16 protein-coding genes and 1 riboswitch are annotated in these 16468 nt (G+C 69.8%); of the genes, 5 read left to right on the top strand and 11 right to left on the bottom strand.

Annotation, left to right across the window (positions count from 1 at the left end; translation table 11 throughout):
• Positions 1–12 precede the first annotated feature (12 nt).
• Together AC4BAR_RS08340 and AC4BAR_RS08345 are read right to left on the bottom strand one after the other, a co-directional pair.
• The gene (locus AC4BAR_RS08340) at positions 13–834 is read right to left on the bottom strand and encodes an SDR family NAD(P)-dependent oxidoreductase (protein ID WP_490627389.1); all 822 of its coding nucleotides are present in this window, start codon (positions 832–834) and stop codon (positions 13–15) included.
• A 7-nt stretch (positions 835–841) separates the two neighbouring features.
• The gene (locus AC4BAR_RS08345) at positions 842–2299 is read right to left on the bottom strand and encodes a flavin-containing monooxygenase (RefSeq protein ID WP_490627390.1); all 1458 of its coding nucleotides are present in this window, start codon (positions 2297–2299) and stop codon (positions 842–844) included.
• A 125-nt stretch (positions 2300–2424) separates the two neighbouring features.
• Here AC4BAR_RS08345 and AC4BAR_RS08350 point away from each other — a divergent pair, with 125 nt between their 5' ends.
• The 4 genes from AC4BAR_RS08350 to AC4BAR_RS08365 all read left to right on the top strand — a co-directional run bounded on the left by AC4BAR_RS08350 (position 2425) and on the right by AC4BAR_RS08365 (position 6885).
• Positions 2425–3075: a TetR/AcrR family transcriptional regulator gene (locus AC4BAR_RS08350; RefSeq protein ID WP_490627391.1), complete on the top strand. Its 651-nt coding sequence runs from the start codon at positions 2425–2427 to the stop codon at positions 3073–3075.
• Positions 3076–3147: 72 nt separating this feature from the next.
• Positions 3148–4023: a carboxylating nicotinate-nucleotide diphosphorylase gene (gene nadC, locus AC4BAR_RS08355; protein WP_490627392.1), complete on the top strand. Its 876-nt coding sequence runs from the start codon at positions 3148–3150 to the stop codon at positions 4021–4023.
• Complete coding sequence (gene nadA / locus AC4BAR_RS08360) at positions 4011–5135, top strand: quinolinate synthase NadA (protein ID WP_490627393.1); 1125 nt, start codon at positions 4011–4013, stop codon at positions 5133–5135. The genes nadC and nadA overlap by 13 nt, the downstream gene beginning before the upstream one ends.
• A gap of 10 nt (positions 5136–5145) precedes the next feature.
• On the top strand, positions 5146–6885 hold the full coding sequence (locus AC4BAR_RS08365; protein ID WP_490627394.1) for a chorismate-binding protein: 1740 nt from the start codon (positions 5146–5148) through the stop codon (positions 6883–6885).
• Between the two features lie 6 nt (positions 6886–6891).
• Here AC4BAR_RS08365 and panD read toward each other — a convergent pair whose 3' ends face one another.
• From panD to AC4BAR_RS08410, 9 genes are all read right to left on the bottom strand, one after another.
• Entirely contained in the window at positions 6892–7272 is a 381-nt protein-coding gene (gene panD, locus AC4BAR_RS08370) for an aspartate 1-decarboxylase (RefSeq protein WP_490627395.1), read from the bottom strand.
• A gap of 10 nt (positions 7273–7282) precedes the next feature.
• On the bottom strand, positions 7283–8896 hold the full coding sequence (gene thiD / locus AC4BAR_RS08375) for a bifunctional hydroxymethylpyrimidine kinase/phosphomethylpyrimidine kinase (RefSeq protein WP_490627396.1): 1614 nt from the start codon (positions 8894–8896) through the stop codon (positions 7283–7285).
• 5 nt (positions 8897–8901) lie between these two features.
• Positions 8902–9678 carry a thiazole synthase gene (locus AC4BAR_RS08380; protein WP_490627397.1) on the bottom strand — a complete coding sequence of 259 codons (777 nt, stop codon included), beginning with the start codon at positions 9676–9678 and terminating at the stop codon, positions 8902–8904.
• Positions 9679–9682: 4 nt separating this feature from the next.
• On the bottom strand, positions 9683–9898 hold the full coding sequence (gene thiS / locus AC4BAR_RS08385) for a sulfur carrier protein ThiS (RefSeq protein WP_490627398.1): 216 nt from the start codon (positions 9896–9898) through the stop codon (positions 9683–9685).
• Positions 9895–10974, bottom strand: coding sequence for an FAD-dependent oxidoreductase (locus tag AC4BAR_RS08390; RefSeq protein ID WP_490627399.1), 1080 nt, complete (start codon positions 10972–10974; stop codon positions 9895–9897). Before AC4BAR_RS08390 ends, thiS begins: the two co-directional genes overlap by 4 nt.
• Positions 10971–12854 (bottom strand): phosphomethylpyrimidine synthase ThiC, encoded by a 1884-nt coding sequence (gene thiC, locus AC4BAR_RS08395; protein ID WP_490627400.1) that lies wholly within the window; start codon positions 12852–12854, stop codon positions 10971–10973. Before thiC ends, AC4BAR_RS08390 begins: the two co-directional genes overlap by 4 nt.
• A gap of 84 nt (positions 12855–12938) precedes the next feature.
• Positions 12939–13040, bottom strand: a riboswitch (TPP riboswitch).
• A 32-nt stretch (positions 13041–13072) separates the two neighbouring features.
• Complete coding sequence (gene nadB / locus AC4BAR_RS08400) at positions 13073–14647, bottom strand: L-aspartate oxidase (RefSeq protein WP_490627401.1); 1575 nt, start codon at positions 14645–14647, stop codon at positions 13073–13075.
• Positions 14648–14678: 31 nt separating this feature from the next.
• Complete coding sequence (locus tag AC4BAR_RS08405) at positions 14679–15590, bottom strand: segregation and condensation protein A (RefSeq protein WP_490627402.1); 912 nt, start codon at positions 15588–15590, stop codon at positions 14679–14681.
• Between the two features lie 97 nt (positions 15591–15687).
• Positions 15688–15894, bottom strand: coding sequence for a DUF3460 family protein (locus AC4BAR_RS08410; protein WP_490627403.1), 207 nt, complete (start codon positions 15892–15894; stop codon positions 15688–15690).
• Between the two features lie 39 nt (positions 15895–15933).
• On the opposite strand from AC4BAR_RS08410, the gene bamE reads away from it, so the two are divergent.
• The gene (bamE, locus tag AC4BAR_RS08415) at positions 15934–16446 is read left to right on the top strand and encodes an outer membrane protein assembly factor BamE domain-containing protein (protein WP_490627404.1); all 513 of its coding nucleotides are present in this window, start codon (positions 15934–15936) and stop codon (positions 16444–16446) included.
• Positions 16447–16468 lie beyond the last annotated feature (22 nt).

A 16468-nucleotide genomic window follows, 5' to 3' on the forward strand; every position in this document is an offset into this window, starting at 1 on the left:
TTCGAGAGGGGGTCAAAAGGTGGCGATGCCGCGCTTGCGCATCTCGCGGCGAACCAGCAGGTCGGTGAAGCCGAAGAACAGGCCGGGCAGGTGGCGGGCCACGGCGGCCACCAGCCTGGCCTGCAGGCTGGGAATCACCATCCAGCGGCCAGCGTCCAGGCCGGCCAGCATGGCGTCCACCGCGGCGTCGGCCGTCATCGAGCCGGCATGGTCTTTCAACGCCAGCGAGATGGCGTTGAAGTTGCCGGGGCTGCGTTCGCTGGCCACCATGGGGGTTTGCACCTCGGGCGGGCAGATGCAGCTGATGGCGATGCCCAGCGGCTGGTACTCGTAGCGCAGTGTGTGGGCCAGGCCCACCACACCAAACTTGGAGGCGCCGTAGGCGGCGTAGGCGTAGTTGCTGGTCAGGCCGGCCATGGAGGCCACCAGTGCCAGCCGGCTGCCAGGGCGCATGTGTGGCAGCACCGCGGCCGCCACATGAAAGCTGCCGTTGAGGTTGACGTCCACCACGCGGCGGAAGGCCTGGCCGCTGGTGTCGGCCACCGCGCGGTTGATCAAAATGCCGGCGCAGTGGATCACCAGGTCGGGCGGGCCGAAGCGGGCCACGGCGGCCTGCACCGCCGCCTGGGTGGCGGCCTCGTCGGTCACGTCGGCGCTGGCAAAAGCCCATTGCCCGGGTTGGACAGCCGCTGCATCGAGCTGCTGGCGGGCGGCATCGCCCAGCGCCAGGTCGAGCAGGCTGACGCGGCTGCCACGGCGCAGCAGCCGCAAGGCGCAGCCCAGGCCCAGGCCGCTTGCGCCGCCGGTCACCAACACATGGTTCCAGTGGGTCATGTGGGCCTCAGGCGAGGGTGTGGTCGGCCGCCTTGAAGCGGTTGGCCAGGCGGCGGAAGCTGAAGCTGAAGCCCGGGAACATCGCGATCACATGGCCGCTCTTGGACTGGTACCAGCTGTGGCAGCCGCCGGACTTCCACACCGTCTGCGCCATTTCGCGGTGGATCATGCCGGTGTAGGCCGCCTCGGCCTCCGGCCGGACCTCCACCGCCCGCTTGCCCGATTGCTTCATGGCCTGCAGGCTTTTCATGATGTAGTTCATCTGCGCCTCGATGACGAAGATGGCCGAGGTGTGGCCGATGCCGGTGTTGGGGCCGGTGACCACAAAGAAGTTGGGAAAGCCCGGCATGCAGGTGCCCAGGTAGGCGCGCGGAAACTCGGCCCAGAAGTCGGCCAGCGTGCGCTTGTTCCGGCCCACCACCGGGTAGGAGATCACGCCGTCGGTGGCGTCGTAGCCGGTGGAGTAGACGATCACGTCCAGTGGCACGTCCTGGCCGTCGCGGGTGCGGATGCCGGTGGGCGTGATCTCGGCAATGCCGGACGCGGTGGTGTGCAGCGTCACGTTGTCGCGCGCCAGCGCCGGGTACAGCGTGTTGGACAGGATGACGCGTTTGCAACCGAGGGTGTAGTCGGGTGTCACGGCCGCGCGCAGCGCCGGGTCCTTGATCTGGCGGTGGATGTGGCGCAGCGCGGCGCGTTGGGCGAACAGCTTCAGCGCGGTCTGCGAGTACTTGAAGCCGATCACCCGTGCTTCTAGCTCCCAGTAGATCAGCGTGCGCAGCAGCTTGTGCAGCGGCGTGAAGGCCAGCAGCTTGCGCTCCAGCCAGGAGAAGCGCCGGTCCGGCCGCGGCAGCACCCAGTGGGGTGTGCGCTGGAACACATGCAGCTGGCCGACCTCGGGCGCGATGGCCGGAATCACCTGGGCCGCCGAGGCGCCGCTGCCGATGATGGCCACCCGTTTGCCTTTCAGGTCCACACCGTGCTGCCAGGCATTGGTGTGGAAACTCTGGCCCTGGAAACTGTCGCGGCAGGGGAAGGGCGGAATCACCGGGGTGCTCAGCGGCCCCGAGGCGTTGATGACCACCCGGGCGCTGAAGTGGTCACCGGCCTCGGTGCTGAGCTGCCAGTGCTGCGCCGCCTCGTCCCAGCGCACGCCGGTCACGTTGCAGCCGGTGCGGGTGCGCTCGCGCAGCTTGTACTTGTCGATCACATGGTGGGTGTAGGCCTCCAACTCGGCCTGCTCGACGAACATCTGCGACCACACATAGGGCTCGTGCGAGATCGAGTAGAGCGGCGACTGCACGTCCACCGCCGCGCCGGGGTAGCTGTTCTGGCACCAGGTGCCGCCCATGAAGTCGCGCCGCTCCAGGATCAGGAAATCGGTGAAGCCGCGCTTCAGCAAGTTGATGGCTGCGCACTGGCCGCCAAAGCCGCTGCCGATGATCAGGATGTCGTGGTGTTCCATGGGGAGCTTGCGGTGGAATCGATTCAATGTGAAGATGCGTGTCATCAGTTTAAATCTGACACCGTACGTTGTCACACCATCGCAAACCCTGACCCGGTCTGGAGTCCGCGCTCTAAATCCCCGCCATGGCCACCGCCCCGTCCTCCCCCACGCCCCGTGCCTACGGCGGCGAATCCCACGAACAGCGCAGCCACAAGCGCCGCCAGCAGTTCATCGCCGCCGGCAAACATTTGTTCGGCACGCTGGGCTACCGCCGCACCACGGTGCGTGGCCTGTGCAAGCAGGCCGGCCTGACCGACCGCTATTTCTACGAATCCTTTGCCAGCACCGAAGACCTGCTGGTGGCGGTCTACGAGCAGCTGATCCTGGACATGCAGGCGGCGGTGGTGGGCGGCCTGCAGGCGCTGCCCGACGAGGCCGACCCCCAGGCTTGGATCACCCAGGGCCTGGACGCGTTTTTCGCGGCGGTGGAAGACGCCGAGGCGGCCCGCATCGTCTGGCTGGAGGTGCTGGGCGTCAGCCCCCGGGTCGACGCGCTCTACACCCGCACGCTGCAGCAGTTCGCCGAGCTGCTGCTGGGCCTGGTGCGGGCCGCCCGGCCCGACTGGCCGGTGGACGACCAGACCGCGCCGGTGGTGGCGCTGGCGGCGATTGGTGCGGCCAGCGAGGTGGCCAAAAGCTGGCTGATGGCCGGCTACCACCAGCCCCGGGCCACGCTGGTGCGCGGCGTGGCGGTGATTTTCCGCGGTGCGGCCCTGCTGCCGCCGCTGGCCTGAACCGGGCCACGGCGGGGGCCGGCCATGCCCGCACCGCCGGTGGCCGGCGGACGCAGCCGTTATGCTTCTCGGATGAGCGACTTTGACGATTTTTCCCCGGCCGCGCTGCAGGCGCTGGCCGAGGCCGACGTGGCCCGCGCGCTGGCCGAAGACATCCGTGGCGGCGACCTGACCGCCGCGCTGATTGCCCCCACCCAACGCACCCAGGCCCGGGTGCTGGCCCGCGAGGCCGCCGTGCTGTGTGGCCGGCCCTGGGTCGAGGCCACGCTGCGCGCGCTGGACCCCACGGCCACCGCCACCTGGCATGTGGCCGAAGGCGGGGCCTGCACGGCCGACCAGGTGGTGCTGGAGATGCAGGGCAGCGCCCGCGCGCTGCTGAGCGCCGAGCGCACGCTGCTGAACTTTCTGCAGCTGCTGAGCGCGGTGGCCAGCAAAACCGCCACCTACGTGGCCACGGTCAAGGGCACACGGGCGGCGATTGTCGACACCCGCAAAACCTTGCCCGGCCTGCGCATGGCGCAGAAGTACGCGGTGAAAACCGGCGGCGGCGTCAACCACCGCATCGGCCTGTATGACGCGGTGCTGATCAAAGAGAACCACATTGCCGCCGCGGGTGGCATCGCCCAGGTGCTGGCCGCCGCCCAGGCGAGTGCGGCGAGCGCCAAGTTCATCGAGATCGAGGTCGAGACCCTGGCCCAGCTGCGCCAGGCGCTGGACCATGGCGCGAAGATGGTGTTGCTGGACAACATGGACCTGCCCACCTTGCACGAGGCGGTGGCCATCAACGCCGGCCGCGCCATCCTGGAAATCTCCGGCGGTGTGAGCCTGGACACGGTGCGCGCGCTGGCCGAAACCGGGGTCGACCGCATCTCCATCGGCGCGCTGACCAAGGACGTCAAGGCGACCGATTTTTCCATGCGTTTCCAGGAGCTGCCATGTCTGAACTGAGCGGTGTGTTCCGCGTCGAGTACGACCAGCCCGACACCCAGACCGGCAGCGCCTGCAGCACCCAGCATGCCTGGGCCAAGCTGCCGGTCGAGCCCTCGGCCACCGAGCGCGCAGCGCTCAAGGACAAAATCCGCCGCCTGCTGAAAGAACGCAACGCGGTGATGGTGTCGCATTACTACGTGCACCCCGACCTGCAAGACCTGGCCGAAGAAACCGGCGGCATCGTCAGCGACTCGCTGGAGATGGCCCGCTTCGGCCGCGACCACGCGGCGCAGACGCTGGTGGTGTCGGGCGTGCGTTTCATGGGCGAAACCGCCAAGATTCTGTCGCCCGAAAAAACCGTGCTGATGCCCGACCTGGACGCCACCTGCTCGCTGGACTTGGGCTGCCCGGTGGACGAGTTCAGCGCCTTTTGCGACGCCCACCCTGACCGCACCGTGGTGGTTTATGCCAACACCAGCGCCGCGGTGAAAGCGCGTTCGGACTGGCTGGTGACATCCAGCTGCGCGCTCGACATCGTGCGCGCGCTCAAGGACCAGGGCCACAAGATCCTGTGGGCGCCCGACAAGCACCTGGGCGGCTACATCCAGCGCGAAACCGGCGCCGACATGGTGTTCTGGAATGGCGCTTGCATCGTGCACGACGAGTTCAAGGCCTTCGAGCTGGCGGCGCTGAAACAGCAGCACCCCCTGGCCAAGGTGCTGGTGCACCCCGAGAGCCCGGCCGACGTGATCGCGCTGGCCGACGCGGTGGGATCGACCTCGGCCATCCTGAAAGCCGCCCGCGATTTCGATGCCAGCGAGTTCATCGTCGCCACCGACAACGGCATGATGCACAAGCTGCGCACGCTCAACCCCGGCAAGACCTTCATCGAGGCGCCCACCGCCGGCAACAGCGCCACCTGCAAAAGCTGCGCCCACTGCCCCTGGATGGCGATGAACGGCCTGGCCGGCCTGGCCCAGGTGCTGGAACATGGCGGCAACGAAATCCATGTCGACCCAGCGCTGATCCCCCGCGCCCGGCTGCCCATCGACCGCATGCTGGCCTTCACCGCCGCGCTGAAGAACGGCCTGCCCACCGCCGGGCTGGTGCCCCACCTCGGTGCCGCCTGAGCCGGGGCCTTTGCCCACACTGATCGACTTCGCCGCGGCCACGCCGGGCGGCGCGGGTGGCCTGCGCGCCGCCTTCGGCCCGCCGGTGGCGGTGCTGGTGGCCCACCGCCCCGACGAGGTGGGCCCGCTGCTGGACGCGGTGCAGGCCCAGGCCCGCGCCGGCCGCTGGTGTGTGGGGTATGTGCGCTACGAGGCCGCCGCGGCCTTTGACGCCGCGCTGCCGGTGCACCCGGCCGACGGCCCGCTGGCCTGGTTCGGTGTCCATGATCAGGCATTGCCCTGGCCCGAGGCCCCGCCCGAGGTGGTGCTGCAGCTCGACGGCATGGACGCACCCGACCGCGCGGCCTTCGACGCCGCGCTGGTCCACATCCACGCGGCGATTGCCTCCGGCGAGGTCTACCAGGTCAACCACACGGCCGCACTCACCGGCACACTCGCCCACCCCTCGCCGGCCACGGTGTTGGCGCTGTTCCATGCGCTGCACCGGGCCCAGCCCGGTGGTTACGCGGCGCTGCTGGACAGCGGCGACGAGCAGCTGCTGTCGGTTTCGCCCGAGCTGTTTTTCGACTGGGCGGGCGACCAGCTGCTGACCCGGCCCATGAAGGGCACGGCGCCGCGCGGCCGCAGCCCCGACGAAGACGCCGCCCAGGCCGCGGCGCTGCGGGCCAGCCCCAAGGAACGGGCCGAGAACGTGATGGTGGTGGACCTGCTGCGCAACGACGTCTCGCGTGTGGCGCTGCCGCACACGGTGCGCGTGCCTTCGCTGTTCCACCTGCAGGCCTTGCCCAGCGTCTGGCAGATGACCTCCGACGTTTGCGCCACCACCCGCCCTGGCACCACGCTGGCCCAGGTGTTTGGCGCGCTGTTTCCCTGCGGCTCCATCACCGGCGCGCCCAAACGCCAGGCGATGCAACTGATCCACGCGCTGGAGGGCGGACCACGCGGCGTCTACTGTGGCGCGGTGGGCGTGGTGCGGCCGGGCGGGCAGGCCACGTTCAACGTGGCCATTCGCACCGTCAGCCTGCGTGGTGGCCAGGCCCGCTGCGGTATCGGCAGCGGCATCACCGCCGACGCATCGCCCGATGCCGAATGGCGCGAGTGGCGCCACAAGCGGGCTTTTCTGGAACGGGCCCGGGCGCCGTTTGCGCTGCTGGAAACCCTGGCGCTGGACCAGGGCCGGGTGCGCCACCGGGCCGCCCACCTGGCCCGCATGGCCGAGGTGGCCGCGCATTTTGCCTACCCCTGGGACGCCGGGCTGGCGGCCCAGGCGCTGGACGGCCTGGCCGCGCAACACCCCCGCGGCCTGTGGCGTGTGCGGCTGTTGCTGGACGCGCAAGGGCGCTTCGACGCCCAGGCCTTTGCACTGTCAGCCACCACAACCCCTGTGCGGCTGCAGCTGGCCGCCACGGCGTTCGAGATGGCCGACAGCGAGTTCACCCGCTTCAAGACCACCCGGCGCGACCACTACGAGGCCGTGGCGCCCAGCGACCCGGCGGTGTTTGACACGGTGCTGTGGAACGAACGCGGCGAGCTGACCGAATGCACCCGCGGCAACCTCGCGCTGCTGATGGATGGGCAATGGCTCACGCCGCCGCTGCACTGTGGCCTGTTGCCCGGCGTGGGCCGGGCCCAGGCGCTGGCCGATGGCCGTGTGAAGGAGGCGGTGGTGATGCGGGCCGATTTGCCCCGGGTGCAGGGCCTGGCTTTTGTGAACAGCCTGCGTGGCTGGCTGCCGGCCGTTCTGGACTGAGGCGGCTCAGGCCGGCTGGGTGGGCACGTGGTCGCGCTCGCCGGTCTGGCGGTTCTGGTCGTCGACAAACACGAGCTTGGGCTTGTGCGTGGCGACCTGGTTTTCCGCCACCTGGGCAAAGGCCGCGATGATGATCAAATCGCCCACCGAGGCGCGGCGCGCCGCCGAGCCGTTGACCGAGATCATGCCGCTGCCACGCTCGCCCTTGATGGCGTAGGTGACGAAGCGTTCGCCGTTGTTGATGTTCCAGATGTGGATCTGCTCGTTCTCGCAGAGGTTGGCGGCATCCAGCAGGTCTTCGTCGATCGCACAAGACCCTTCGTAGTGCAGTTCACACTGGGTGACGGCAACGCGGTGGATCTTCGATTTGAGCAGGGTTCGCAGCATGGGGCGGATTTTAGGCCAGGCGGAGCGTGGATTGTGGCAGCGCCGGCGGCGCCGGTCTGGAGGCGCCTCCCCAGTCGGCCTGGCCCGCCGCCACTGCCTGCTGCAGCGCAGCCATGGCCTTTTCGGGGGCCGCCGCTTCGGTGATGGCGGTGATCACCGCCGCCCCGGCGGCGCCCGCCGCCAGGGCCTCGCGGACCCGGGCGGGTGTCATGCCGGCGATGCCCACCACCGGCAGCGGCAGCAGCGCCGCCCAGAAAGCCAAGTTGGCCGTGCCCTGCGGCAGCCAGGGCATGGCCTTGCTCTGCGTGGGGTGGATGGGCCCGCAAGCGACGGTGCTGGGCCGCCAGGCCCAGGCCCTGGCCACCTCCCAGAAGGCATGGGTGCTGACGCCCAGGCCCAGCCCGGCCTGGGAGATGGCGGCCAGGCCCGCAGGGCCGGCGGCGGCCAGGTCGTCCTGGCCCAGGTGCACCGCCACATGGGGCTGGCCGGCCGCCAGCGCGATGGCCGCGCGCCAGTGGTCGTTGACGAACAACTGCGCGCCGGCGGCCGCGGTGGCCGCCACCGCCTGCTGGATTTCTGCGTGCAGCCGGGGGTGGGCCGGGTCCTTGATGCGCAGCTGCACGGTGCGCACACCGGCGGCCAGCACCCGGTCCACCCAGGCCGCGCTGTCCACCACCGCGTACAGGCCAATGGCCGGGTGGCGCAGCGGCGTGAAGGCGGGCGGCTCGGCCAGCAGGCTGTCGGGCCCCTGGCCGGGCAGGCCCAGGCGCGGCAGGTTGTCCGGGTTGAGCGCAAAGCCGGCCTGGGGCTGCACCGGGCCGGCCCCCGCGCCGGCCGGCCGGCCATGGCGCAACGCCTCGGCGGTGGCCATCTTGGCCAGCACCACCGCTTCCATGGCCACAAAGCCGCGTGCCATCGCGGCGGCGGCGCTGCTGGCAAACACGCAGCCGGTGCCGTGGTGGTGGCGGGTGGCCACGCGCGGCAGGGCCAGCCAGCCGCTGGCCTCGGGCGTCAGCGCAAAGTCCAGGCTGTGGCCGCCGTCCAGGCCGCCGCGGGCGTCGCCACCGGTGATGACCACCGCGCGGCAGCCCAGGGCCTGCAGCGCCTGGGCCGCGGCCTCCACCATGGCCGGGCTGTCCAGCGTCGGCCAGCGCAGCAGCGCCGCGGCCTCGGCGCGGTTGGGCGTGAGCAGCGTGGTGCGCGGCAGCAGGTGCTGGCGGTAGGCCTGCAGCAAGGCCGGGTCGGCCAGGCTGGCGCCTGTGGTGGCGCGCAGCACCGGGTCCACCACCAGCGGCAGCGTGGGGTGGCGCAGCCGCAGCCGGTCGACCCAGTAGGCCAGCACCTGCAGGTTGTCCACGCTGCCCAGCATGCCGGCCTTCAGCGCGGCCGGTGGCAGGTCGCCGGCCAGCGCGGCCAGCTGGGCGTCGAGCAGCGCGGGGGCGACCGGGTCGACCCGCTGCACCGCCATGGAGTTCTGCGCGGTGATGGCGGCCACCGCGCTGCAGCCGTGCACACCCAGGGCCTCGCAGGCCCGCAGGTCGGCCTGCAGCCCGGCGCCAGCGCCGCTGTCGCTGCCGGCGATGGTCCAGACGATGGGGAGGACGGTGTCGGTGGGGTGGGGCATGGGGTTCAGATCAGGAAAGGCCGGCCGGTCACCGGCGTGCTGGCCACGGCCATGGGCTGGGGCGCCATCAGCCCGGCCTCGAAGGCCAGCCGGCCGGCCTCAATGGCGAGCCGGAAGGCCTGGGCCATGGCCACCGGGTCATGGGCCTGGGCCACGGCCGAGTTCAGCAGCACCGCGTCAAAACCCAGCTCCATGGCCTGGGCAGCGTCGCTGGGTGCGCCGATGCCGGCGTCCACCACCAGCGGCACGCCGGGCAGCCGGGCCCGCAGCGTGCGCAGCGCCCAGGGGTTGAGCAGGCCCTGGCCCGAGCCGATGGGCGCGCCCCAGGGCATCAGCACCCGGCAGCCGGCGTCCAGCAGGCGCTGGCAGGTGACGAGGTCGTCGGTGCAATAGGGAAAGACCTCGAAGCCGGCTTTCACCAGCTCGGTGGCGGCCAGCACCAGCTCAAAGGGATCGGGCTGCAGCGTGTGCTCGTCGCCCACCACCTCCAGCTTGACCCAGGCGGTGCCGAACAGCTCGCGCGCCATCTGGGCCAGCGCCACCGCCTCGCGGGCGGTGCGGCAACCGGCGGTGTTGGGCAGCAGCCGGGCGCCGCTGGCCTGCACCAGCCGGTAGAAGTCACCCGGCACATCGCCGGCAGCGAGCTGGCGCTTCAGGCCCACGGTGACCACCGCGGCCTGCGAGGCGGCCAGCGCGTCGAGCAGCACCTGCGGCGATGGGTAGCCGGCGGTGCCCAGAAAGAAGCGGCTGCCGAGCGGGGTGTCGGCAATGGTGAACGCCATGGGATCAGCCTCCGGTAATGGCGACAAAGGTGAAGACCGCGTCGCCGTCCTGCAGCTGGCAGTGGGCGCGCTCGGTGCGGGGCACGAAGTCGTCGTTGACCGCGGTGGCCACCGCGTCCGGTGCCAGGCCTTGCATGGCCAGCAGCTCGTCCAGCGACAGCGGCGCGATCTGGGTGATCTGGCCGTTGACGGTCACGGTGATGGTGGGGGCAGCGTTCATGCGGGTCTCCCTGAAAACTCGTTGGACGACAGGCCGGCCTTTGCCAGCGCCTGCGCCACCAAGGCCGGCGCCAGCAGCCAGCCGTGGCGGAACAGGCCGTTGAGGCGCAACAGGCCGGGCGCGTGCTCGGTGCGGGGCCGGTGGTCGGGCAGGGCGGGGCGCAGGTTGGCCTCGTGGTGCAGCAGCCTGGCCTCGGCCAGCGCCGGCAGCACGCTGTGGGCGGCGCTCAGCAACTCCAGCAGGCTGCGCACCGACACCGGCGAGCGGTCGTCGCTCTCGATCTCGCTGGCGCCCACCAGCAGCTGGTCGCCGCCACGCGGCACCACGTACACCCGGTGGCGCGGGTGCAGCAGCCGCAGCGGCCGCTGCAGGCCCAGGCCGGGGGCGTGCAGCCAGAACATCTCGCCGCGCACGCCACGCACCCGGGGCTGGTCGGCCAGGCCAGGGTCGGCCGCGGCACCGACGCCACGCACGTCGATGGCCAGGTCCACCGCGTGGGTGGTGGCTGCGCTGACCAGCTCGCCAGGCCGCACCTGCGTCACCGCCTGGCCCCAGTGGAAACACGCACCGGCCTCGCAGGCACCGGTGTGCAGCGCACGCAGCGCCTGCTCGGCATGGATCTGCCCTTCCTGCGGCAGCGACCAGGCCTGGGCCGGGCCTTGGACCGAGGGCTCCAGCGCGCGCAACGCGGCCAAGGTCAGTGGCACCGGGTGGTGGGACGGCGGGGCCTTGTGCTGCAGCCGGGCGATCACCCGCTGGGCCGCACCCTCGTCGCCGCGGTGGGCCAGCAGCAGGCTGCCGCGCTGGTGAAACGCCACCGGCTGGGGCAGGGTGGCCAGCACCTGCGGCCACAGCGCCAGGCTTTGCAGGCCGAGGTCGAACACCTCGGCCTCGGCGCCGTCCAGCTCGGCCACCGGGCTCAGCATGCCGGCGGCCGTCCAGCCGGCCGCATGGCGGGCCTGGGCGTCGGGCGCGGGGTCGAACACCGCCACCGCATGGCCGGCGCGGGCCAGTGAAAAGGCCAGCAGCCGGCCCAGCAGGCCGGCCCCGGCGATGCCCACACGCAGGGTGCTCACGCCTTGGCGATGGGGATGTACAACTCGCCGCCGGCGGCGCGGAACTCGGCGCTCTTGGCCTGCATGCCGGCCTGGGCGTCGTCGGGGGTGCCGGCCGGCAGCGCGGCGGCGTACTCGCGCACCTCCTGGCTGATCTTCATCGAGCAGAACTTCGGCCCGCACATGGAGCAGAAATGCGCCACCTTGGCCGAGTCCTTGGGCAGGGTTTCGTCGTGGAAATCGCGCGCGGTGTCGGGGTCCAGGCTGAGGTTGAACTGGTCGCTCCAGCGGAACTCGAAGCGGGCCTTGGACAGCGCCTCGTCGCGCGCACCGGCACCCGGGTGGCCCTTGGCCACATCGGCGGCGTGAGCGGCGATCTTGTAGGCAATGATGCCTTGCTTGACGTCGTCGCGGTCGGGCAGGCCCAGGTGCTCCTTGGGTGTCACGTAGCACAGCATGGCCGTGCCCATCCAGCCGATCATGGCTGCGCCGATGGCCGAGGCAATGTGGTCGTAGCCTGGCGCGATGTCGATGGTCAGCGGGCCCAGCGTGTAGAACGGCGCCTCGTGGCAGTGCTTGAGCTGCTCGGCCATGTTGGCCTGGATCAAATGCATGGGCACATGGCCCGGGCCTTCGATCATGGTCTGCACGTCGTGTTTCCAGGCCACCTGGGTCAGCTCGCCCAGCGTGCGCAGCTCGGCGAACTGGGCTTCGTCGTTGGCGTCGGCACCGCTGCCGGGGCGCAGGCCGTCGCCGAGCGAGAAGCTCACGTCGTAGGCCTTCATGATGTCGCAGATGTCTTCGAAGTGGGTGTAGAGGAAGTTTTCCTGGTGGTGGGCGATGCACCACTTTGCCAGGATGGAGCCGCCGCGCGAGACGATGCCGGTGCGGCGCTGGGCCGTGAGGTGGATGAAGGGCAGGCGCAGGCCGGCGTGGATGGTGAAGTAGTCCACGCCTTGCTCGGCCTGCTCGATCAGCGTGTCGCGGTAGATTTCCCACGTGAGGTCTTCGGCCACGCCGCCGACCTTTTCCAGCGCCTGGTAGATGGGCACGGTGCCGATCGGCACCGGGCTGTTGCGCACGATCCAGTCGCGGGTGGTGTGGATGTTCTTGCCGGTGGACAAGTCCATCACGTTGTCGGCGCCCCAACGAATGGCCCACACGAGTTTTTCCACCTCTTCCTCGATGCTGGAGGTGACGGCCGAGTTGCCGATGTTGGCGTTGATCTTGACCAGGAAGTTGCGGCCGATGGCCATGGGCTCCAGCTCGGTGTGGTTGATGTTGGCCGGGATGATGGCGCGGCCCCGGGCCACCTCGTCGCGCACGAACTCCGGCGTGATGACGCGGGGCATCACCGCACCCAGCGGGTTGCCGCGCAGGCGCTCGGCCTTGGCCTCATCGGCCAGGTACTCGGCCATCCATTCACGTTGGCCGTTTTCGCGCAGCGCCACGTACTCCATTTCGGGCGTGACGATGCCGCGGCGGGCGTAGTGCATCTGCGTGACATTGGCACCGGCCTTGGCGCGGCGCGGCTGGCGTTGCAGGCCGGCGGCCTCGGCGCGCAGGGCGGCCACGCGCTGGCTTTCTGCGTCGCCGTGTTTGTCGCCGTCGTCCAGCGCCTGGGGCCGGCGGCCGGTGTAGGCCTCGGTGTCGCCGCGGGCGTCCAGCCAGGGGCCGCGCAGGTCGGGCAGGCCACGCCGCACGTCGATGGCGGCTCTGGGGTCGGTGTAGGGGCCGGAGGTGTCGTACAGGCTGACTCGCTCGCCGTTGCTCAGGGCCACCTCGCGCATCGGCACCTGCAATTGCGGGTGCAGCTGGCCGGGCAGATGGACCTTGCGGGAGGCGGGGAAGGGTTCACGCGACAGCGTCAGGCGCTGGGCGAAAGAGTCGGGGGCGTTCATGAGGCCATCCTTTCAGCGGGGCAACGGGCAGGGCTTGCATAGGTGCTCCGGAATGGACGGACAGCGGCCACACCAGGGAGGTGCGAAAGGCGGTCGGGCTCTTCTTACGTCGGTACGAACCGAATCAAGTTCTCGGGTTTGGGACTGTCCATCTCAGCAGCATCAGCTGCACCCCGGAGCGGGGCGAATGGTACACCAAGCGGCTTTCAGGGCCGGCTTCAGGGGCTCAACACCGTGGGTTTGGCCTCGGCCAGCAGGGCTGGGTAGTCGCGGCTGAAATGCAGGCCGCGGCTCTCATGCCGGGCCTGGGCTGAGCGCACGATGAGGTCGGCCACCTGCACCAGGTTGCGCAGCTCCAGCAGGTCGCGGGTGACGTGGAAGCGGGCGTAGAACTCGTGGATTTCGCCCTGCAGCAAGGCGATGCGGTGGGCCGCCCGCTCCAGCCGCTTGTTGGTGCGCACAATGCCGACATAGCTCCACATGAAGCGGCGCAGCTCGTCCCAGTTGTGCGAGATCACCACCTGCTCGTCGGCGTCGGTGACGCGGCTGACGTCCCAGGCCGGCAGCGGCTTGGGCGCCGGGACGGGCGCGTCGGCAATGGCCTGGGCCGCCGCACGGGCGAACACCATGCACTCCACCAGCGAGTTGCTGGCCAGCCGGTTGGCGCCATGCAGGCCGGTGCAGGCGGTCTCACCGATGGCGTACAGGCCGGCCAGGTCGGTGTGGCCGGCCAGGTCGGTCAGCACGCCACCGCAGGTGTAGTGGGCGGCCGGCACCACCGGGATGGGCTGTTTGGAAATGTCGATGCCCAGCTCCAGGCAACGCGCGTGGATGTTGGGAAAGTGCTCCTGGATGAAGGCCAGCGGCTGGTGCGAGATGTCCAGGTAGACGCAGTCGAAACCGCCTTTTTTCATCTCGAAGTCAATCGCCCGGGCGACGATGTCGCGGGGCGCTAGTTCCGCCCGCTTGTCGTGGTCGGGCATGAAGCGCCGACCATCCGGCAGCAGCAGCTTGCCGCCTTCGCCGCGCACCGCCTCGGTGATCAGGAAGGACTTGGCCTCGGGATGGTAGAGGCAGGTCGGGTGGAACTGGATGAACTCCAGGTTCGCCGCCCGGCAGCCGGCTCGCCAGGCCGCGGCGATGCCGTCGCCGGTGGCGGTGTCGGGGTTGGTGGTGTACAGATACACCTTGCCGGCGCCGCCGGTGGCCAGAATGGTGTGCGGTGCGCGGAAGGTCACCACCTCGTCGGTGGCCTCGTCGAGTGCGTACAGGCCCAGGCAGCGCTGGGCATTGCCACCGAGCTTGCGGTCGGTGATCAGGTCGACCAGCATGTGGTGCTCGAACAGCGTGATGTTGGGTGTGCCCCGCACCTGGTTGATCAGCGTGCGCTGCACCGCCGCGCCGGTGGCGTCGGTCACGTGGACGATGCGGCGCTGGCTGTGGCCACCTTCGCGGGTCAGGTGCAGCTGGCCATGTTCCTCGGAGAAGGGCACCCCCAGCTGCTGCAGCCAGCGGATGGTGTCGGGCGCGTTTTCCACCACGAAGCGGGTGGCGTCGAGGTCGCTCAGGCCGGCGCCGGCCACCAGGGTGTCGTCCACATGCGAATCGAAGCTGTCGCCTTCGCCCAGCACCGCGGCAATGCCGCCCTGGGCCCAGCCGCTGGAGCCGTCGCTGACGACGCGTTTGGTCAGGATGGCCACGCGGTGGGTGGGCGCCAGCGCCAGCGCGGCGCTCAGCCCCGCCAGGCCGCTGCCAACAATCAGCACGTCAAAGTCGCGGCAGGCAACACTCATGGGGTTCCGTGGGTAGGGGTGGGCGGCGGGCTCAGAACAGCGACGGTTCGGTGTCGTCGTTGTCCAGCACCGGCTCAAGGGCGGGCGCGGTGCTGGCATAGGCCAGCCGCACGTAAATCGGGGCAAAGGCCTCGGCCTGGGTGATGTCGATCAGGGTTTCCTTGGCCAGCTCCAGCATGGCGATGAAGGTCACCACCAGCACCGGCACGCCGCGGCTGGCATCGAACAGTTTCTCGAACTCGACGAAGCGCTGGCCTTGCAGCCGGCGCAGCAGCATGCCCATGTGCTCGCGCACCGACAGCTCTTCGCGGCTGATCTTGTGGTGCTGGACCAGCTTGGCCCGCTTCAGGATGTCCTGCCAGGCCTGTTGCAGGTCGACCACATGCACGTCGGGGAAGCGCGGCGCCAGCGACTGCTCAATGAAGACCTGGGCCCGCAGCACGTCGCGGCCCAGCTGCGGCAGCGCGCTGATGCGGGCCGCGGCCAGCTTGATGCGCTCGTACTCCTGCAGCCGGCGCACCAGCTCGGCGCGCGGGTCTTCCGGCTCCTGGCCCTCGGCGGTTTTGCGCGGCGGCAGCAGCATGCGCGACTTGATCTCGATCAGCATCGCCGCCATCAGCAAATACTCGGCGGCCAGCTCCAGGTTGTGGGCGCGGATCTCGTCCACGTACAACAGGTACTGCCGCGTCAGCCCCGCCATGGGGATGTCGAGGATGTTGAAGTTCTGCTTGCGGATCAGGTAGAGCAGCAGGTCCAGCGGGCCCTCAAAGGCTTCCAGGAAGACCTGCAGCGCGTCGGGCGGAATGTAGAGGTCGCGTGGCAGCGCGAACAGCGGCTCGCCGTACAGCCGGGCCAGCGCCACCTGGTCCACCACGTCGGGCATGGCGGACAACAGGTCGGCGGTGTCGGGGGCCACCGACGGGGTGTCGGCCGGATGGGTCATGGGTCAGCCGCGGCGGTGGCGAGGGGCAACGGCCTGTTCGCTACAAAAAAGTGAGCGAAAGAATCGGTGCAGACGATGGACTGAGGCCGGTGGGGCTTCAGGACGCGTCGGTCTGGTAGACGTAAGGCTTTTGCGCCACGTTGGCCTGGTCAAACTCGCTTTGGGCCTGGCGGTCGATCTGTTTGTCCCACAGCAAGGCGCGGCCGGCGCGCTGCTGCGCCTCCAGCTCGGGCTTCTGGGCCTTCATCGAATCGATGAACTGGGTGGTTTCGGACTGGTAATCGGCGCGACGGAAGAACGGCATAAACTAAACCTCACTTCGCTTGATTTTACCGGGGACCCGATGGACAGCAGTTTTTGGAAATTCGCGGCCTTGGCCGGCCTGTTGCTGGCGGGTCTGGTCTTGCTCGTGGGCTGTGACCCGCAACGCATCAGCGAATTGGAAGAGGGCGTTTCCACCGAGGCCGATGTGCGGGCCCGCTTTGGCATTCCCGAGCAGATTTGGGACACCGACACCGGCGCGCGCATCTTCGAGTACAGCCGCCAGCCCGAGGGCTACCAGAACTACATGATCACCATCGGCGCCGACGGCAAGATGGCGGCGCTGCGCCAGGTGCTGACACCGGCCAATTTCGCCAAGGTGCAGGTGGGCGAATCCATGGAGTCGGTGCGCCGCTTGCTGGGCAAGCCGGCCGCCACCACCCCCTACCCGCTGAAGCGCGAAACCCATTACGACTGGCGCTACCTGGACGGCGCCAACACCTCGGACGCCAAGCTGTTCACCGTGGTGTTCGACGCCGATTTCCGGGTGGTGCGCACCGGCTCCACCATCGACCCCAAACTGACCAAGGGCTGAGCGGCCGGCCCAGCCCTGGGCC

The organism is Rhodoferax sp. SPJ4, from assembly GCF_058216275.1.